Genomic DNA, 21,313 nt, shown 5'->3' with positions numbered 1-21,313 from the left:
AGCGAGCCCCTCACCTGGGCTAGCCGCAGAGTTCCCCAAGGTTTCGGTGATCGTACCAGCATACAACGAAGCCGAGAATATTCGGGATTGCGCGATCGCCATTTTGGACAGTACACCGCTGTCTGTGGACAACTTAGAGGTTTTAATTGTAGACGATCGCTCGACAGACGACACGCTAGCGATCGGGCAAACCCTGCAACAGCATCTCAACGACCCCCGGCTTAAAATATTAGCAGGTCAGCCGCGACCAACCAACCAATATTGGGCGGGCAAAAACTGGGCCTGCGCCCAAGCTGTTCAAATAGCAACCGGAGACTTCTTATTATTTATCGATGCCGATGTGCGACTCAAACCAGGGGCGATCGAAACCGCTATCGCCACAGTAGAAACCGAGAAAATAGACTTGTTCACCTGTATGCCAGCGCTGGTTTGTGAGTGTTTTGCCGAGTGGTTAGTGCAGCCGATAATGTTTAATCACCTAGCAGTTTGCTACGACTTTACCGCGGTCAACGATTCCTCGAAAATAGACAGTGCTTTTGCCGGCGGCCCATTTATGTTATTTAGGCGATCGGCTTACGAAAAAATTGGCGGTCACCAGGCCGTTGCCGGCGAAATTGTGGAAGATGTGGAATTAGCTAGACGCATCAAACGTGCGGCTTTAAAGCTCGGACTTTATTCCGGGTCAAATTTGGCATCTGTGCGGATGTATCGGTCTTGGAGCGCATTGTGGGAAGGCTGGACAAAGAATCTGTATCTCGGCGCTAACCGCAGTTGGGGCTTGATGGTTTACATGGCTACAATTATGTTTTTTCTTTATCCGATGCCGTGGTTGGCATTAGCTATTTTGCTGGCAAACGGGGACTTCGCCGAAATTCTGACAATCACCAATTACCAATTACCAATTACCAATTACCAATTGCCAATTACCTGGTTAACTATTTGTTTATTTGTAATCGTAATTTGGCAGCATTACAATTTGCGCCGCTTGGGTGCCGAGATTTCTGACTGTCCGACGAAATACTGGTGGTTGGGAGGTTTGGGAGGTGCGTTAGTGGCGGCGATTGCGATCGGTTCTGCGATTAAAACCGAAACGGGTTGGGGATGGACTTGGCGGGGTAGAGTTTTGCAAATTAAGAGTTAATTAAGACTTGCATATGGGCAGGCAAGATGCCCACCCACCAAAAATTAACTCCTTGTGGAACAGGCATCTTGCCTGTTCTTAAAAATTATCTAAAATGTGAGTTATAGAAGACAGAAGGAAGAAGAAATAAGGCAGAAATAATCCTAACATCCTAACATCCCTTACAGAATCCGTTACCGAACTTCCGCGTATACAAAAGCAGGTACGCGCTTGTAAGCAGGCGTGCCCGATCGCTTTTCAATTTCCGGGTGAAAAATCACATTAACTTCAGGATAAAACATCAAAGCAGCACCCTGACGAACCGCCCCGTAAATCACCTCAACATTTTCCATTTTTCCCACATTTCCCTGTACCGTAACCCGCTGATGTTCTTGAAAACCCGTGCTTTCTGCATCCGCACGATTCATCAAAATGCAGTTTCGGTGCGGCATTCCCCGGTATTTGTCATCAATTTTGTAGACGACAGTATTGTGCTGAGAATAGCTGCGTCCCGTCATCAATGCCACAACAATACCCTGTGTTGATTCCGATACTCCAAACTCTTTAGCTTCCGGTAATTTCAGCTTAGGTAAAGGGGTGACAAACATCTTCGCTTTCCCAGACTCTGTAGGAAATTTAGGTTCTGTAAAAATGCGACCGCCGATGGTAAACTCCTCTTTGGTTTCATCAATTGTCGCTATTTTTTCATAGCCAGGAATAGTTTTAGCAATCAATTGCCGAATGTATTTTGTGTCTTGAAGTTGGCGCCAATTTACGGGAAACTCGCCGTGAATTCTGCTAGCTAATTCCGTCAAGAATTGTACCTCTGGAATCAGATCGGCATTTTTGAGATGAGTTTCGCCCTCATCATTTAAACGCACAAAATTATTACCGGATTCCACTGTTGTTTTGTGGGGATTTTCAAAGCGATTCAGCACCGGAATCACAATTGTATTGTGCTTGGCTAATCCGTGAAAATGCCCTAAATTCGGTTTGGTGGCAAGGTAAATAATAGTTTTAATTTTACCTAAAGCCCGTTTTGCCTGCGTTGAATCTGGATTTGCCCCATACAAGTTGCCGCCCAGACACATCAGCGTATCGACTTTGCCTGCATCTGCTGCTTCAATGAGCGATCGAGTTTCGTAACCCTTAACGCGGCTCAGGGGACGATTCAATAACTTTTCTAAAGCTTGTTGAATTTCTTTTTTCAGCTTCACAGTCACGCCCATAGAGCCGAATCCTTGGACGTTTGAGTGTCCTCTGACGGGCATTAATCCCGCCCCTTCTTTGCCCACATTTCCTGTCATTAAAGCAGTATTGGCAATGCTGAAAACGTTATCTACACCGTTATCGTGTTGGGTAATTCCCATCGCCCAACCGAATACAACCCGCTGGGACGTGCCGATAATTTTGGCTGCTGCCTCAATTTCTGCTTGGGAAACTCCGCAGGTTTTAGTAATAGTTTCCCAAGAGGTTTCGCGGGCGTGCTTTACTACTGCTTCCCAGCCTTCTGTATAGGCTTGTAAGTAGTTTTTTTCCAGCAATTCTTGTTCGATTAAAGATTTTTGGATGCCGACAAATAGCGCCGTATCGCTGCCCGGAATTGGTTGCAAGTATAAGGAGGAAATATCGGAACCGGGGATGAGCGACTTGACGGGAAATGCGGGAGAACCAAACTTGACTAACCCGATTTCCATCACCGGATTGATTACAATTATTTTACCGCCTTTGTCGCGAATTTTAATTAACTCGTTCATCAAGCGGGGATGGTTGTAGGAAGAATTGCTGCCCGCGAGTATGACGCAATCTGCTTGCTTCAAGTTTTCTAGACTCACTACCGAGGTGCGTGTGGCAAACATTTCGCTTAAGCCAGTTGTCGAGGGAGCGTGGCAGAGATCGGAACAATCTGCTAAGTTATTGGAACCCATCGCCCGCATCATCAATTGCAGCAGAAAAGCCGCTTCGTTGGAAGAGCGACCGGAACTGTAAGATGCGACTCTTTCGGGGGTTTTGCGAAAAGCAGCTTCGGCAATTTGATAAACTTCTTCCCAAGAAATGCGATGGTAATGAGATGAACCAGCCCGCAAAATCATTGGAAAACTAAGCCTTCCCAACCTATCGGCTTCCATTGAAGTTAATTGCTGAAGTTCTGCAATACTCTTCTTTTCAAAAAATTGAGTTGAGATAGCGGGCTTGATTTCAGCGGAGATTGCTTCAACGCTTTTCATGCACCGCTGAAGTTTTTCGCCCTCTTCATTTGTAAAACCTCCTTTCTGCCCGCCAGTGCCCCAAGAACAGGACAAACAAGCACTTTTGTGCAGCAAAGTTTTCCAAAGTTTCGGCCCTTCCGGGGACAATGTATGTTCTGCCCAATATTCTATTACGGGCAAACCGCCACCTATCTCTGGTGTTTCCTCGTTTGTCTCGTTGAATGGCGGGATTGGTTGGACATTTTGGGAGTTGACATTCATGCGGTTTACCTTTTGTTTGAATGGCGGGTTGATGTGCTGTTAAGTTTATTAGTCTAATTTACTGCAAATTTACAACACAAAAAATTCGTCAATAGATAGATATTTTAAGAATACCGGCGGTTTCAACCGCCGTCTTATCTTGCAAAAGTCCTTTTAATTAAATTTTCGGGCGATGCTCAAAGCCTATCCCACAAGAAAAAATTATTTTTGTGGGATGGGCTTCTAGCCCGTCCTAGCTTACGGTTTATTTCCTCTTATTTAACGCCTGCTTCCCAAACCCAAGACACAGCAGTCGATCGCCCTCAGCAACATTCGGGTCATTCTGCAAATAATCTCCTAACCATTCGCAACTGCGAGCAATGATTTTATTCAGTTCCAAATTCTCCAAAGGCCACAGAATTACAGTCCTATCGCTGCTAGCAAAAGCCAGAGTTTTGCTGTCCGAACTAAAAGTAACGCTCAACACCGGATCGCTCGATTCCAAAGTCTTATATAGCAGCGCCTTCTTGCCGTCAAAATTCCACAGCTTAACAGTATTTCCCGCACTCGCCGCCGCAATTAATTTGCCGTCGGGACTAAAACTCACGCTTTCTACCGTATCGCTGTGGTCGAGTTTTTCAGTTAAATTCGCCACCTTGCCATCAAACCCCCACAAGTAAACTTTTTTGTCAGCGCAAGCAGCAGCAATAGTCTTGCCGTCGGGACTGAAGCTAACATTTTTAACGCTGTCCTGGTGGTCGAGAGTTTTCAGAATTTTCGCCGACGAACCGTTAAATTGCCAGAGGTAAACTCTCTTTTCTCCGGTAATTTCAAAAGCCTTTTTCTTCCCGCTTGGCTTGTCCTCAGCAGCGGTAGCAGTAGCAATAGTTTTGCCGTCGGGACTGAAGCTAACGCTAATTACTGGATTGCTGTGATCGAGTTTTGCAAACAAAGTTGCTTTAGAACCGTTCCAGCGCCAGAGGTACAATTTGCGATCGGCATTTGCGGCGGCAATTATCTTTCCGTCTGGACTAAAAGTCACGCTTCGGACAATGCCACTGTGGCTGAGAGTATCTAACAGTTTGCCGTTTAAACTCCAGACTTTCACTGTTTTGTCATCACTCGCCGAAGCAACAGTTTTATCATCAGGTGAAATGCTCACCCAGGTAACAGAATCAGTGTGACCTTCTAAGATTTTGAATAAACTGCCGTCAGCCCGCCAAAGTCTCACTGTTTTGTCCCCGCTAGCAGAGGCAATTATTTTGCTGTCAGCACTAAAACTGACTTTGTAAACCCAGTCTCCGTGTCCCGATAAAATCTTATTCAGCGGAGTGCTGTCCGGTTTCCATATTTTCACTATTTTGTCCTTACTTGCGGAAGCAATAGTGCCGTCGCCGCTGAAACTCACTGCCCTCACGTCATCTTGATGTCCTCGAAAAGTGTTGAGCAAAGTGCCGCTGCGACTCCAAACTTTCACCGTATCGTCTGCACTGCCGGTGACAATTTTTTCGCCATCGCGACTGAAACTCGCGCTGACAACTTCATCGTTGTGTCCTTTGAGAGTTCTGATTTCCTCACCATTTCGGTTCCAAATTTTGGCTGTGGTGTCGGCACTTGCTGAGACGAGTTCTCGACTGTTTGGACTGAACTTAACGCTGTAAACAATGCCAGAATGTTTGGTTAATGTTTTGGGATTAATTGTAAATTTCTGGGTTTTAGTTTCTCGGTTCCAAAGTTTGATAGTTTTGTCAACACTTGCTGAGGCAATTGTTTGGCCGTCGGGGCTGAAACTGACGCCGAGCACCCAGTCTTTGTGTCCAGTTAAGGTTTGCAGCAATTTTTTGTTCGCAAGGTTCCAGATTTTGACGGTGTTGTCGTGACTGGCGGAAGCTAGGGTTTTGCCGTCGGGACTGAAACTGACGCTGGTGACGATATCGCGGTGGCCGGATAAAATGCCGATCGCACTTTTGTCGTTATCTACTTGCCAAATTCTAATTGTACGATCGGCACAACCAGTAGCGATCGTTTTCCCATCCGGACTAAAACTAACACTCGTCACGCTATCTGGGTGATTGAAAGTTTTTAATAACTTTCCTTCTTTGCTCCACAATTTAACAGTTTTGTCAGCACTTGCCGAAGCAACTGAATTGCCATCGGGGCTGACACTCACATCCAAAACAAACTTGCTGTGCTGCTCGAAACGGTTGCGTTCTTGCACCCCGGAAACTGCTTGTCTGAGTCTTTCAGCAATTTGATTTTTAGTCTCCACAGGCAGCGCTGTACTTTTCTGAGAATCACGAGCAATTTTGATACTATTTTCCAACACTCCTAATTGATTTTTTTCATTAGAAAGCACCAAAGCTTCCGACGCCGAATTTAGGGCATCAGTCCGACTTTTTTCTGCTTCTTGCCGTGCGATTTCTGCTAATTTTGCTTGCTCGAATGCCATCCCCGAAACACCTGCGAGTACAAGCACTCCTACAACCGCCGCCCGCAATTGCCATCTCCGAGTTTGGTAAAGTTGAGCTTCCGCTTGGTACTGTTTGTCTCTAGCTTCCGACAGCAAAGCATCTTGCTCTCTGTCTTTGCGAATTTGTTCAATTTCATCTCGGTTAATTTGGTTTTGCTTTCGCAGTTCCTCAAATTCTGCCTTTTGATCTAATTCTTGCTGCTGGCGAATGAAGCTAACTAAATAATCGTGAACGAGCTGATAAAGCTCTGCCGGTAGTTCCGTCCATCGAAAAACTAAACCCGAGTTTACTAACAGTTCTAAGACTAAATCTAATTTATCAGCTTCAGCAAAGGTCGCTAAACTTGAGGCTAATTCTGCGCGGGTTTTGAGGGGACGTATCTCCTCTTCATCTGTGAGCAAATACAATACTCTGCGTGCAGCTACTTCATTCTCTGGGCCGCAATCTTTGATGACTTCTTCGAGAAACCTTTCGACTAATTTTTGTTGCGGATTGTTGCCGAGTTCCTGATATTGACTTAAAGTTCTAATGTTCTCTTGTTGCAGTTGAGCGCCGACCAGTTGTAGTTCGATCGGGCGGACTTCTCCCAATTCTCCAGCTAAATTTTTGACTAATTCTTCGATCAGCTCCGCTTCTAAGTAAAACTGCGCTCGCTCAGTTAAAGTGCGAATTACCGATCGCGCATCCACCAGCGAAAAATTTCCCAAATAAAACAGAATGTTTTTGCTGAGAATGTCCTCCAAAATATCATTGTTAACGAATCCTGTCTGGCTTTTGGGTCGGGAAAATTCCAGCAAATAGTGCAGGTAATCTTCCCGCAAACACAGAACGACTTTTAAATATTTGATTTTTAAGCATTCTCGCAAAAAATCAAAAAATATTTGTCTTTCCGCTGGCTCTTTCCACACGAAAAAAAATTCTTCAAATTGGTCAAATATCAGAACAGTCACTAAATGTTCGGAATTTCTTTGCAGCTCCTTGATAATGTTTTCGTATTCGATCGCCTGTTGTTGTATGATTAATTCTACTGGCTGTGACTGTTCCCTTTGATCCTCATTATTCCCAGTCGAGCCACTGTGAAATCCCGAAATAAGATTTCCCTCGACTGCACCTCCTTGTACTGGAAAATCTACCGGAGCAGTTTCAGGTACTGCTTCGGCAATTTCAGGATCGAATATTTCAGCTTTTCCAGCAGATAACTGTCTGGTCAATTCCCGCGGCCAGTTGTTGTAAACTTGCAGCACTACGGGCAAAACAGTCCGCATTTCTATTTTTTTTTGTTTGAGAGCTGGTACTAATCCTCCCGTGACTATTGAACTTTTGCCAACTCCCGACTGACCGTAAATTACTGTCAGTTTGTCGGGGGTATTGTTCATCCTGTATATTAAGCGGTTGAGGTCTTGCTCTCTGCCGGAAGCAGTAATTTCGTCAGCAATAGTAGCAGCGTCGGCAATAGTTTCGGCGACGGAATTAACCGCTTCTCTGTGCGGCTGCAACTTTCCAGCTCCAATAAAAGCTCGGAACCGATACGTGTGCTCCACCGCTCGGTAATCTTGCTTAATTTGAAAAGCTTTGAGATATTCTCCCCGCTGAAAATAGAGCGATCGCAGCATTTCTAAAACCCGCAAATACAGTTGCGGGTTGTAGCACGCTTCGGTTTCCGAGCGAGCAAGCTCTAAATGTGCGATCGCCTCCTGCACCTCACCCAACTGGCTCTGGGCCTCTGCTAAAATTAACCGATATAAGCCTTGATGCTGCGACTTTACAGGGGTTCCCTGTCCCATCGCTTCTAAATTTGAGTTGAGAACGTCTAGAGCGATTAAAGCCCATTCTTTCGCCCCTTGCCAGTTCTTTTGCTCTAAGGCTACTCTAGCCAAAAAGCCGTAATCTTGAGCCAAATTAACTGCTGAATTTTCCATATTTTCATGTAACTTCCGAGCTTTGATACCTAAATTCCAGAGTGCCTCCCAATCTTCTAAATGCTGCAATACTTCGCCAAGTTGATTGATGAATATACCAACGGCATCCGGCCGTCCCGCCCGTTCTAAAACATCAATACACTCCTGAAAATAATTCTTAGCTTCCGTCCAGTAAGGACGGTTGCCGCTGCGGTGTTGTTCTGCTTGGAAGCGGTAGCAAAGACCGATGTGGAATAGCAGCATTCCCTCTAACACCGGTGCTGGGTGAACGGTAAATAACAAATTGCTAAATTCTGTTTTTTGTCCAATAAATGCTACTTGATGCTTCCAAAAACTGAGACTTTTTTGATACAATTCAATAGCCGCCGGGATGCGGTGACAAGCATATTCGTGCCTACCGCGAATAAATTGCAAACTCGCTTCAATAGCTGGTTCTAATCTGATGTTGCAAGTTTGCAAGTCTTGGCTAGCCGACTCTAGTTCACTCAAAGAATTGGCTCCGAGAATGGCAGAATTAGTTAAACGCCAATTGCCACTTTCTAAAATGCTGGAAAAAATGCGATCGGCACTTTTGCCCAGGAAATCCACCAAGTCGTCGGGGCCAATCACAAATTCCACACTTGTCGTCCAAGTTTCGATATCTGTTACTAACCGAATCAGTTTTTTTAAGATTTTGTCTGTCACCCACAGCACCACCGGGAAGGGAAAATTATTGCGAAATTCTTCCCTCACGTAGTTGGTAGAAGTCAGCAGTCTATCAATCGCACTTACCGATTCCAATCCAAACACCATTAAAGCTGCCGGGTGGCTGCAGGAAAGTTTGGTTTCTATCGTCGTGTAAAGAGTTTTAACAGATGGCTGGAGGACAATTTCTAGAATCTCGATATCAGACTCCTCCCGCAATTGCCGTACAGTTTCCTCTCTCATCGCACTGTAATTGCACCGCACCAAAATCAGCGAAAATTGCCCCTGAGACATTCTCAAAGTGCGCGTGAGAGTTTGCAGCGAACTTTTGTTTTGCTGTGCTGCGGTGTCTTGCTGGCAGTGCGAATTAATCATAATTAATATTTGAAAAATTTTCTCAGGATAGGTGCTGTCAACTGCCGAAAAAAGGAAGTTCGGCAACGGATTATTTAACGGATTTAACGGAGGGAAGTTCGGCAACGGATTATTTAACGGATTATTTAACGGATTTAACGGATGGAATGAATCGACGGCAGGGGAAAGTGCAATTAAGAACTTCCTAACCGTTTTGGCGGTTGCTATAAGTTTACTTTTACCCGTTTTTCCGTTAGCAAATCACTGCGAAGAATCCTAGGATTAATTTTATTTCTGCCCTTGTGGGCGATTTCCCATTACTGGGAACTATCAATTAGTTAAGTTTATTTCAGCCTGCATACTTATTATTTTAGCCGATCGCCTTCAAGCATACCAAAAAAAATACATACTCTGTTATTCGCCTATTCCCAGCCAAATCAACCGGATTTTAGTGAAATCTTGATAAGTGCTCACATTCTACCCAGCAAAAGAGTCGTAGTTTGCGGGGTTCCCAGCCATAGCCCAAATCGCACAAATCCGATTCAGTTATTCGCATATCCCAGAAATCCGGCATTGCCGGGTTGACTGGCCCCTCGCCGCACTGAGATAAACTACCGGCGGCGGCTCATCAATTACAGCTTGAAGATTGTTTGTCATAAATTTACTAATCTCCATATCTAAAGTAGCTGTAAAATCAGGTTCATCCCAATCCTCGCTTTCTTCAATGCTGATTGTTGTGGGTGTCGCCATATCAAAATCTAGCTCATCGCCAAAATCCGAAACTTTCTTAATTGGCTCTATTTTCTGACTGGTATCAGTAGCAAAAGCTTGAGTTGTATTGGCTATTAGTACGATCGGCAGTGCTACTATGGCGCTTATCCTTTGTAGCGCCGTGATTTTCCTCATACTATCCTCCTGGTATAAACTAAATTGTGGTGGTGCTATAATTTCAACATCTGCGACTACTTTAGGGGGCTGTCAGTAGATTTTAGATTTTAGATTTTAGATTTACTCCACAGATGAATCTGAGAGCTTGAACTAGGGTCTAAAATTGTGGGCTACTTACCACTCCTGCCGTTCGCAAGTATCCGTTTTTGAGCACAGTCATTAATTAATAGTGGCTTGTTTTTCCACAGGATATAACCTTATCTGTGAATCTTCGCGGCAAGTTTGCTTAACGGAGCATATCCAGTGAACTGTTTGGCTTTCTATTTACTACGTGAAAACTCTTAAACAGTCAGGTTTTCCCGTTAAGTAATTCCCCAGCCTTGGGGAGTGTTCCATCTCAGCTCAAAGCAAAGTGGGTGAGAAGTTCGATCGCACACCAGTTTTCGCACACCAGTTTTCGCACACCAGTTTTCGGACTCCCGCGCTGCCACCAGCAAGCTGATGTGCTATACCACAGCCACCGGATATCTGTCAATACTTATATCTTAACATTTCTAAGTTTTTGCAGGATTTTCGTTACCAGAAAGAATTGGTTTAAAGCCGGAACCCTTGTAGGGAGAAATTAAAAGAAGACTATTCATTACTCCAATCCTCTTCCTTCCAGGTAGAGGTCGCCCCGCGTGCGGTCAACCCTTCGACTTACTTCGGCTACGCTCAGCACAAGCCGCTCAGGGCAAGCTGTCAACTGTCAACTGTCAACTCAACAGGCTCTTCCTGGTAACGCAGATAAGCAAGGAAGAGCCTCCAGCCAAGTCGAGAGGGCTCCTATTTCGTCAAGCCGTGTTCGAGAGCGAAGCGAACCAACTCAGTACGGCTGTTAGTACCCGTCTTGCTAAACAAACGGCTGACGTACTTTTCGACATTACGCACGCTAGTTTCCAAGCGGCGGGCAATTTCCTTATTCATCAAACCTTGAGCAACCAAATCCAAAACACTTTGTTCTCGCGGAGTCAAATCAATTTTAATCGGCGAAGGACTTTGGACGATCGAACTCCGCCCACTCAGCAAAGACTCAATTCTCGCCATTTGGCTTGTCAAAGCAGCAATATCTGGACTTTCAGCATTTTCGCTCGTCTCCTTAGCAGCCGCGCGGCGGGCCAGCAAATTGGTTACTATTGCTACTAATTCGTCGGGATCGAAGGGCTTAGAAAGATAAGCATCGCAGCCTGCTTGATAGCCTTGAATACGATCGCTCGTCATCCCCTTAGCCGTCAAAAACACCACCGGCAAAGCCTTATAGCGAGGATCTTCCCGCACTTGCTTGAGAAATTGATAACCGTCCACCTGGGGCATCATAATGTCTGAAATCACCAAATCGGGATTGTACTGCTGCAAGAGTTCCCACCCATCCCGAGCATTACTGGCAACCTCAACCGCAAAATCGCTATCTTCCAAATAAGCTTGTACTGCTTCCCGCAAGCCCGGTTCATCATCTACCAATAATAATCGTGCTGACATAGTTGTTACCTTTACGCTTTACCACTATTTTTTAATTTAGCCGCATTTAAGTCTTATTGTCACTCCATCCCTCGAAGGAACTCAAAAAAATATTGTTCAACTCAAGAGTTTTGAGTTAGGTTTTGATTTAACGATGAAAAAGTTTTTAAATCTTTAATTCAAAACTCAAAACTCAAAACTCAAAATTATTGTTGAACCCTTCCACTTAAACTTTTGAACGATCGGTCAAAATTTCATAACCAGTTTCTGTCACCAAAACAGTATGCTCAAACTGAGCCGACATAGCATTGTCAACCGTTACAGCCGTCCACTTGTCAGAAAGCGTCCGAGTGTACTTAGAACCGGCATTCAGAATTGGTTCGATCGCCAATGTCATGCCCGATCGCAATTTCACGTTCGGCATTTCCCGCGTGCGGAAATTGAAAACCGACGGTTCCTCGTGCAAATTTCGCCCGACACCGTGGCCAGTAAACTCCTCAACGATGCTAAAACCGTTGCTTTTGACATGATCTTCGATCGCACCAGCCAGATCGAGCAAATAGGCTCCAGCCTTCACTTGTTCGATGCCTTTGTAGAGAGCTTCTTCTGCGACTCGGATTAATTTGGCAGATTCGGGAGTCACTTCCACAACTGCGATCGTAATGCAAGAATCGCCGTGAAAACCTTGGTAATATGCCCCCGTATCTACCTTGAGAACATCTCCGGCCCGAATTACTTTTTTGGCGCTGGGGATGCCGTGAACAACTTCGTTATTAATGCTAGAGCAAATCGATCCAGGGAAACCGTGATAGCCTTTAAAACTCGGAGTTGCCCCCATAGCACGGATGCGTTTTTCGGCATAAGCATCCAAATCAGCAGTCGTCATTCCCGGTTTCACCATTTGGGAAATTTCTTTGAGTACCGTTGCAACGATTTTCGCTGCCTGCCGCATAATTTCGATTTCGCGTTCCGACTTAATTTCAATGCCTCGACGCTGTTTTTTGACTTGGGGTGCTTGAGTTGGGCTAGAAAGCAGACTGCTAAAAATATTCATGTATTGATTGGCGGGTAATTTTGTACTTTGACGGCAGGTTGAAGCAAAAAAACGGCAAAGATCCAGTTTTTTGTGGAAAAACGAGTGTCTTGTTCCGAACTGTCTATCGCTTGTCCTTTAAGCTAGCTTAATATTTTTCTCAGTAATCGGCACGGGATTGGGGGGTCAACAAAGCGGTTTCAACCGCCGAGCCCGTTGGAGCGGGATTTCCGAGTCTTCCTGTGAGGTTAGCAATTCCGGCAATTAACTTATTTATGTCAACTGGTTTAGATAAGTGCATCTGAAAACCAGCTTCCAGCGCTTGCTTGCGCTCTTCCTCTCTGGCGTAGGCAGTCAGAGCAATCGCAGGCATCTTTCCACCCCTGAGCACTTCCATTTCTCTCACCTGCGCGATCAACTCGTAGCCGTCTGCTCCCGGCATTCCAATGTCGCTCAGCAGCACATCCGGCCAAGAACTCTCTAGTGCAGCTAGAGCCTCAGCAACCGATGCGGCCGATCGCACCACAGCTCCTTCGTCCTCGAGTAAAGCAATCAAAAACTCCCGCGTGTCATCCTGATCATCCACCACCAGCAATTGCAAATTACCCAGAGTGGGGAGAACCTTTGCCGGCTCATTCACCTGCGACCAAGCATCCTCTGCACCTCGGGCCTTCCTCTGTGCCACAGGTAAAGCCACCGTAAATTTCGCACCCTCGCCGGGATTATTTTCTGCATCCACCTTACCGCCGTGCAGTTCCACCAAGTGACGGACGATCGCCAATCCCAGTCCCAAACCCCCGTAAGACCTAGTTGTGCTGCTATCAGCTTGGCGGAAGCGATCGAAAACATAAGGCAAAAAATCAGGAGCGATACCAATGCCGCTATCAATTATCTGAATTTGAGCCTCATCTCCAACTGACTCTAACCGCACCTCTACTTTACCATCTTGCGGACTAAACTTAATCGCATTTGACAGCAAATTCCACACAATTTGCTGCAAGCGATCGAAATCGCCGATAACTTCACCTACATTTGGACTGCACGTTAATTCTATGACTATTGATTTTTCCTCAGTCAGCGGCTGCAAAGAATCTATTGCCAGCTTGATCGCCGATTCCAACCGAATCGGATGCTTATTTAAATTTAGTTTCCCTCGGAGAATCCGCGAAACATCTAAAATATCTTCGATGAGTTGAGATTGAGATTTAGCATTACGCTCAATTGTTTCTAGGGCTTTTTCAATAGTGTCTGGGTCAAATCTTTTGGTACGAAGCAGCCTAGACCAGCCGAGAATTGCATTTAAAGGAGTACGGAGTTCGTGAGAGAGAATAGCTAGAAATTCATCCTTCATCTGGTTAGCTCTCTCAGCTTCTTGCCGCGCCACTTGTTCCCGGATTAGTCTGCCGCGTTCTTCCTCTGCTTGCTTGCGGTCTGTGACATCTCTAACCGTGCCCACGTGACCGATCAGTTTTCCTAAATCCGAAAACATTGGCGATGACTGCACGTGAATCCAACGCACAGTTTCGTTAGAAGCTAATCGAAACTCGCTAGAATATTCCTGACCTTCTTTAATCCAAGCTAACCAATCTGCTACTACGCGATCGCGATCTTCTGGATGAACTTCCCGCTGCCAAACCTCTGCCAAACTTTCCTCCAAAGTTAACCCGCAAATCGCTTGACAACGCGGGTTGATGTAAGTACAGTGGCCTTCAACGTCAGCTAAGTAAATTCCTAGCGGCGAACAAGCACACAAAGTGCGAAACCGCTCTTCACTTTTACTTAGTTCACTATTAACAGCAGCTAACTCTGTTGCTTGCTGCTTCACTTCGACTGTTTTTTGGAACAATTCCACAAATACCTGAACTTTCGATGTCAATATTTCTGGTTCCAAGGGTTTGAAGAGGTAATCCACCGCACCCAGTGAATAACCTTTAAACACGTGGGTGTCATTACTGCTGAATGCTGTGATAAAAATAATCGGAGTCGATCGCGATCGATCTCTAGAGCGAATCAATGTTGCTGTCTCAAATCCATCCATTCCCGGCATCTGCACATCAAGCAAAATTACCGCAAAATCTTCATTAAGCAGACATCTCAGAGCCTCCGCGCCCGAATTAGCTGGTACTAGATTATAAGAGGGGCTGTTGAGAATAGCTTCTAGAGCTACCAAATTTTCTGGGCGATCGTCAACTAAAAGGACATTTACTCGATCGGGGGACTGCAGATTCATAATTTTTTTAATCTTTAATTCTTAGCAAATTGACTAAACAGGGAGCGATTTTAGAGAGGGGTAAAATCCAGTCTACTTCAACATTTGCGATCGCCGACGCTGGCATGGTTCGGCATAAAGCAGAAGCCGGTTCCTCCACAAATGTCAATCCTCCCTCAGCTTTAATTTTTGCCAGCCCTTCAGTGCCATCAGAATTAGCTCCCGTTAAAATTATGCCGATAACTTTCTCCCCAAAGGCATCTGCTGCAGACTCAAAAAGCACATCGATTGATGGCCGCGCGTAACACACAGGAGCCTCAGTTGATAATGCAAATGTAGGACTTGCGCGACAGACGATTGGGGATTTTGAATTGTAGATTGGCTCCACTGGAATCCTCCCCCACTTTGTAAAGTCGTTGTCAGACAAGCTCTGCTCCCACTCGCGGGGCGATTCTATGAGCAAGTGATAGTCAGCAGGAGCCAAATAAACCCGTCCTGGGGCGATCGGCTCTTTGTCTTCTGCATCTGTGATGGGGAGAGAACTTTGCTGTTGCAAAAAATCACTAAGCCTATCCTGAGAACTTTTATGGCGGTGTTGCACAATAACTACAGGCAAAGGAAAGCTTTTCGGCAAATTTGCCAGCAGTACAGTCAGAGCCTGTAGCCCTCCCAAAGACGTGCCAATAACCACTATTTCAAAATTTTTTTTATTTAACTCGGCGGTAGATTTTATCACTACGTTCAATTGGTTCATAGTGTTTTTCATAAAGTGTAAAATTTAGAGACTCCTGATGTCCCAGCCCTAAAACTCCAAACATTGCCAGGCTGTCATAAAAAAGCTTGTGTACCCGATCTTGGAGGGATGAATTGAAATAAATTAGCACATTTCGGCACAAGATTACATTAAACTCATTAAAAGAAGTATCCATCGCCAAATTGTGGTGAGCAAAGACAATATTCTCTTTAAGAGAAGCTCGAAAAATCGCATTTTCATAGGCAGCAGTGTAATACTCAGAGAACGCTTTTTTGCCCCCTGCTTGGTGGTAGAGGTGCGTATATTCTTGCATTTGTTTCAGCGGAAAAATACCATTTTTTGCTGTCTTCAACACTAATTCATTCATGTCAGTAGCGTAAATCCTACAACGGTCATAAAGTCCTTCTTCTTGCAGCAAGATAGCCATAGAATAGACTTCTTCTCCCGTTGAACATCCAGCGTGCCAAATCCGAATAAAAGGATAAGTACGCAGCAGCGGCACCACTTTATTTCTGAAACTAACGTAAAAGCTGGGATCGCGAAACATCGCCGTTACATTGACAGAAATGTCCACCAGCAAACGGTCTAGGTAGCCCGGATGGTGGAGTACCTTTTCCTGAAGTGCCGAGACACTGGTGAGCCGTTCCGAGCGAATAGTGTTCCAAATGCGGCGCTTGAGAGAGGCAAGAGCATAATTGCGAAAATCAAATCCGTAATAGCGAAACATTCCCTCTAGTAGGAGTTGAATTTCGATTGTTTCAAGTTCATGGCTTTCGGACATTTTTAATTACTAATTGGTTATTGGGCATTGTTGACTGTTGACTGTTGACTGTTGACTGTTGACTGTTGACTGCTCACTAATGACAACTGACAACTTACAACAGTCAAGTGCCAACTGACAACTGACTTCCATTATCTATAAAGCCAAACACGCAGCAGCGAGAGCAACTGTTCCGTATCAACAGGTTTGGTAATGTAGTCAGACGCCCCAGCTTCGATACATTTTTCCCGATCGCCCTTCATAGCTTTCGCAGTAAGAGCAATCATTGGTAGCGAAGCGAATTGAGGGATATTACGAATTGCTTGCATTGTTTCGTAACCGTCCATCTCTGGCATCATCACGTCCATCAACACAATATTTATGTCAGGCGTATTTTGCAATGTAGCAATGCCCTCTCTGCCGTTTTCAGCAAACACAATTTGCATTTGATGGCGCTCCAGCATACTCGTCAGGGCGAAAATATTCCGCATATCGTCGTCAACAATCAAGACTTTTTTGCCCGCGAGGGTCGAATCTGTTTGATACAATTGCTCTAGCATTTGGCGCTTCGGTTCCGGCAAATTTGCTTGGACTCGGTGCAAAAACAAAGCTGTTTCATCTAACAAACGTTCCGGCGATCGCACATCTTTAACAATTATTGTTTCCGCCATCCGCTTCAGTTGAGTTTCTTCGGCTCTCGTCAAGTCTTTGCCGGTATAAACAATAATCGGCAGACTTTTTAAAGTTGCATCTTGCTTGATCTGCTCGATCAGTTCAAAACCCGTCATATCTGGCAGTCCCAAATCGAGTACAATGCAGTCAAAATGCCCCACTTTCAAAGTTTCTAGCGCCTCTGCACCACTGCCCACAGCCGTTGTAGAAACATCGTGGTTGCCAATTAAATCCACAATGCTGAGACGCTGTGTTTCGTCGTCTTCCACGACGAGCAGACTCTTGACTCGCCGATCGACAAAACCCTTAATATCAGTCAAAGCTTTGCTCAAAGCTTCGCTGCTAACAGGTTTTTGCAAATAGGCGATCGCCCCTAACTGCAAACTGCGCTGCCGCCCTTCTTCAACTGATACAATGTGAACCGGAATGTGGCGCGTATTCCCATCATGCTTCAAGCGATCGAGCACTGTCCAGCCATCCATCACAGGCAAATTTAGATCCAGCATAATCGCAGTTGGCTTGAACTCTCGCGCCATCGCCAAACCGATATCGCTCCGTAAAGCCACTAAACCTTTAAAACCCTGATCCCGCGCCATATCCAAAAGAATGCGAGCGAAATTCACGTCATCTTCAATAATCAACAGCACGCGATCGCCGGGATCGACAGTTTCCCGGTCATCAGCGATAATAGGTGATGGATAAGGAGCGATCGGCAAGTGAAAATTCGGCGAAGGAACTGAGGAAGAAATAGCAGCCGGCAATTGAGCCGTTTGCTTGCCAATTCCCGGTTCATTATCATCCATTGTTCGCGATTCTTGGTAAGTTTGCGGCAGATAAAGCGTGAACTTACTACCCTCTCCCGGGCGGCTTGTCAATTTAATTTCTCCGCCTAACATATTAGCGATTTCTCTACTAATAGACAAACCTAAACCCGTGCCCCCGTATTTGCGGCTAGTGCTACCATCAGCTTGTTGGAAAGCCTCAAAAATAACCCTGTGTTTTTCAGCAGAAATCCCAATCCCCGTATCGCTAACGGAGAAAGCCAAAACAGTAGGGGAACTCGTTAAACTTTCTATCTCTAAACTCCACCCTTGCCGCGCTACTTCGACACGCAATTTTACCTCACCCCGCTCTGTAAACTTAAACGCATTAGAGAGGAGATTCTTCAAAACTTGTTGCAGCCGTTTAGCATCAGTATAGAGACCTTTTGGCAACCCCAATTCAAGCTCTAATTGAAAACTCAACTTCTTATCCTGGGCGATTTGGCGGAAAGTCCGATCCAAATGATCTCGCAAGTCCACAAACAACACTTGCTCAATTTCCACCGACATCGTGCCCGATTCAATCTTAGCGAGATCCAAGATGTCATTAATCAGCCCTAACAAATCTGTTCCCGCCGAGTAAATAGTCCGCGTGTATTCAACTTGCTTCAGAGTCAAATTGCCTTCAGTATTGTCAGAAAGCAATCGAGCGAGAATCAACAGCGAATTCAGCGGAGTTCGCAACTCGTGAGACATATTTGCCAGAAACTCCGACTTATACTTAGAAGTGAGAGCCAACTGTTCGGCTCTTTCTTCCAACAACCCCCTCGCCTGTTCGATATCTCGGTTTTTCCGCTCAACTTCCTTATTTTGCAGCGCTAGCAATTCAGCTTGTTCTTCTAATTCTTCATTCGTTTGTTGCAACTCTTCCTGCTGCTTCTTCAGCAGTTCCTCATTCGTCTGCTGCACCTGCGCTTGCTGTTCGAGACGCTTGTTAGTATCCGTTAGTTCCTTTTGCTGAGTTTGCAACTCTTCTGCCAAAGATTGCGCCTGTTTCAGCAACTCTTCCGTCCGCATACTCGCCGCAATTGTATTTAAAACAATGGCGATACTTTCTGTAAGTTGGTCGAGAAATGTCAAGTGAATTTCGCTGAAGCGGCGGAACGAAGCTAGCTCAATTACCGCTGTCACCTGCCCTTCAAACAGTACAGGTAAAACCACGACATTCAGCGGCGTAGATTCTCCCAGACCAGAGCTAATTTTAACGTAGTTGTCCGGCACTTCTGTCAACAGTATCCGTTCCTTTTCCAGGGCGCACTGTCCTACCAAACCTTCGCCTAAATGGAATCTATTTCCTAAGCTTTTACGTTCGCGGTAGGCGTAGGTACTTAACAGTTTGAGGAAGGGGTCGTGTTCTACAGTTTCCATCATAAAGAAGACGCCATGCTGAGCAGAAACCAGTGGCGTTAATTCTGATAAAATTAATTTAGAAACTGTTTCTAAATCCCGCTGACCTTGCAGCATTCGAGTGAACTTAGCGAGGTTTGTCTTGAGCCAATCTTGCTCGGTATTCTTCTGCGTTGTCTCCCGCAGATTGGCGATCATCTGGTTGATGTTGTCCTTGACGATCGCAACTTCTCCTTCAGCGGCGACGGAAATTGACCTCGTTAAATCGCCTCTGGTAACAGCAATTGCCACTTCGGCGATCGCCCGCACCTGAGTAGTCAGATTAGCCGCCAATTCATTCACGTTGTCCGTCAAATCTCGCCACGTCCCCGCCGCACCCGGAACCTTCGCCTGACCACCTAACTTCCCTTCAATTCCCACCTCGCGCGCCACCGTACTAACTTGATCCGTAAACGTCGCCAGCGTGTCGATCATCTCGTTAATCGTATCTGCCAGAGTCGCAATTTCTCCCTTAGCTTCCAGCATTAATTTCCGCTTCAAATCGCCATTCGCCACCGCCGTCACAACTTTAGCAATACCCCGCACTTGCGCTGTCAAATTTCCCGCCATCGAGTTTACATTGTCGGTTAAATCTTTCCAAGTTCCCGCAACTCCTTTCACATCAGCTTGACCGCCCAATTTACCCTCAGTTCCCACCTCCCGCGCCACCCGCGTTACCTCAGAAGCAAAAGAATTAAGCTGATCCACCATCACGTTAATAGTGTCTTTCAGTTCGAGAATTTCGCCTTTGACATCGACGGTAATTTTCTTAGACAAATCCCCATTTGCCACCGCTTTCGTCACTTCCGCAATATTCCGCACCTGCGCCGTCAAATTCCCCGCCATCAAGTTAACATTATCGGTTAAATCTTTCCAAGTTCCCCCTACACCTCGCACGTAAGCTTGCACGCCTAATTTACCTTCCGTTCCCACTTCCCTAGCAACTCTGGTTACTTCAGATGCGAAGGAACTCAACTGATCCACCATGATGTTAATCGTGTTTTTCAGTTCGAGAATTTCGCCTTTAACATCTACTGTAATTTTCTTTGATAAATCGCCATTTGCCACAGCCGTTGTCACTTCCGCAATGTTCCGCACTTGTGCTGTTAAATTCCCGGCCATCGAGTTAACTGAATCCGTTAAATCTTTCCAGGTTCCTGCAACTCCTCTGACTTCAGCTTGCACGCCTAATTTTCCTTCGGTTCCCACTTCCCTAGCAACCCTAGTTACTTCAGAAGCGAAGGAATTTAACTGATCCACCATCGTGTTGACAGTGTTTTTTAACTCCAGAATTTCACCTTTAACATCGACCGTAATTTTCTTTGATAAATCGCCATTTGCCACAGCAGTCGTAACAGCAGCAATATTCCGTACTTGCTCCGTCAAACTACCCGCCATAAAATTAACTGAATCCGTTAAATCCTTCCAAGTTCCTGCTACGCCTCGGACATCCGCTTGACCGCCGAGTTTACCTTCGGAACCCACTTCGCGGGCAACCCGCGTTACTTCAGATGCGAAGGAATTAAGTTGATCCACCATCACGTTAATGGTGTTTTTCAGTTCGAGAATTTCGCCTTTAACTTGTACCGTAATTTTCTTAGATAAGTCACCGTTAGCAACAGCCGTCGTCACATCAGCAATGTTGCGGACTTGTGCTGTTAAATTCCCGGCCATTGAGTTAACTGAGTCCGTTAAATCTTTCCAGGTTCCTGCTACTTCCTGCACTTCAGCTTGTACGCCTAATTTCCCCTCCGTCCCCACTTCCCTCGCAACCCTGGTGACTTCAGATGCGAAGGAATTTAACTGGTCAACCATCGTGTTGACCGTGTTTTTGAGTTCAAGAATTTCGCCTTTAACATCGACGGTAATTTTCTTTGATAAATCGCCCTTTGCCACAGCGGTAGTCACTTCAGCGATGTTCCGCACTTGTGCTGTCAAACTGCCTGCCATGAAGTTAACACTATCAGTTAAATCCTTCCAAGTTCCTGCAACTCCTTTAACTTCTGCTTGACCGCCGAGTTTGCCTTCGGAACCTACTTCTCTCGCCACCCGTGTTACTTCAGATGCGAAGGAATTTAACTGATCCACCATGATGTTAATAGTGTTTTTTAACTCCAGAATTTCACCTTTAACATCTACTGTAATTTTTTTAGATAAGTCACCATTTGCCACAGCAGTCGTCACCTCGGCAATGTTCCGCACTTGTGCGGTAAGATTGCCGGCCATCGAGTTAACTGAATCCGTTAAATCTTTCCAGGTTCCTGCAACTCCCCGCACTTCCGCTTGCACGCCTAA

At 45.5% G+C, this 21,313-nt stretch carries 11 protein-coding genes; 1 reads left to right on the top strand and 10 read right to left on the bottom strand.

Annotated features, from left to right (window positions below):
- Nucleotides 1-46: 46 nt before the first annotated feature.
- On the top strand, nt 47-1,141 hold the full coding sequence (locus tag QUA40_RS00870; RefSeq protein WP_333121019.1) for a glycosyltransferase family 2 protein: 1,095 nt from the start codon (nt 47-49) through the stop codon (nt 1,139-1,141).
- A gap of 173 nt (nt 1,142-1,314) precedes the next feature.
- On the opposite strand, the gene QUA40_RS00865 is transcribed toward QUA40_RS00870, so the two are convergent.
- From QUA40_RS00865 to QUA40_RS00820, 10 genes are all read right to left on the bottom strand, one after another.
- Nucleotides 1,315-3,591 (bottom strand): FdhF/YdeP family oxidoreductase, encoded by a 2,277-nt coding sequence (locus QUA40_RS00865; RefSeq protein WP_333121017.1) that lies wholly within the window; start codon nt 3,589-3,591, stop codon nt 1,315-1,317.
- 244 nt (nt 3,592-3,835) lie between these two features.
- On the bottom strand, nt 3,836-9,019 hold the full coding sequence (locus tag QUA40_RS00860; RefSeq protein ID WP_333121015.1) for an nSTAND1 domain-containing NTPase: 5,184 nt from the start codon (nt 9,017-9,019) through the stop codon (nt 3,836-3,838).
- A 525-nt stretch (nt 9,020-9,544) separates the two neighbouring features.
- Entirely contained in the window at nt 9,545-9,904 is a 360-nt protein-coding gene (locus QUA40_RS00855) for a hypothetical protein (RefSeq protein ID WP_333121013.1), read from the bottom strand.
- 379 nt (nt 9,905-10,283) lie between these two features.
- A complete protein-coding gene (locus QUA40_RS00850) occupies nt 10,284-10,421 on the bottom strand; it encodes a hypothetical protein (RefSeq protein ID WP_333121012.1) in 138 nt (45 codons plus the stop codon).
- Nucleotides 10,422-10,711: 290 nt separating this feature from the next.
- Nucleotides 10,712-11,404 (bottom strand): response regulator transcription factor, encoded by a 693-nt coding sequence (locus QUA40_RS00845; RefSeq protein WP_333121010.1) that lies wholly within the window; start codon nt 11,402-11,404, stop codon nt 10,712-10,714.
- Nucleotides 11,405-11,609: 205 nt separating this feature from the next.
- Nucleotides 11,610-12,437: a type I methionyl aminopeptidase gene (gene map / locus QUA40_RS00840; RefSeq protein WP_333121009.1), complete on the bottom strand. Its 828-nt coding sequence runs from the start codon at nt 12,435-12,437 to the stop codon at nt 11,610-11,612.
- 139 nt (nt 12,438-12,576) lie between these two features.
- The gene (locus QUA40_RS00835) at nt 12,577-14,646 is read right to left on the bottom strand and encodes a response regulator (protein WP_333121007.1); all 2,070 of its coding nucleotides are present in this window, start codon (nt 14,644-14,646) and stop codon (nt 12,577-12,579) included.
- A gap of 7 nt (nt 14,647-14,653) precedes the next feature.
- Nucleotides 14,654-15,379 (bottom strand): chemotaxis protein CheB, encoded by a 726-nt coding sequence (locus tag QUA40_RS00830; RefSeq protein ID WP_333121005.1) that lies wholly within the window; start codon nt 15,377-15,379, stop codon nt 14,654-14,656.
- Nucleotides 15,333-16,160: a protein-glutamate O-methyltransferase CheR gene (locus tag QUA40_RS00825; protein WP_333121003.1), complete on the bottom strand. Its 828-nt coding sequence runs from the start codon at nt 16,158-16,160 to the stop codon at nt 15,333-15,335. Before QUA40_RS00825 ends, QUA40_RS00830 begins: the two co-directional genes overlap by 47 nt.
- A gap of 131 nt (nt 16,161-16,291) precedes the next feature.
- Nucleotides 16,292-21,313 (bottom strand): HAMP domain-containing protein (locus QUA40_RS00820; protein ID WP_333121002.1); only part of this gene is annotated, 5,022 nt, incomplete at its 5' end.

The organism is Microcoleus sp. Pol11C3, from assembly GCF_036701485.1.
Classification (GTDB): domain Bacteria; phylum Cyanobacteriota; class Cyanobacteriia; order Cyanobacteriales; family Microcoleaceae; genus Microcoleus.
Note: the sequence above shows the minus strand (reverse complement) of the source record. Positions and strands in the feature narration are given on the sequence as shown.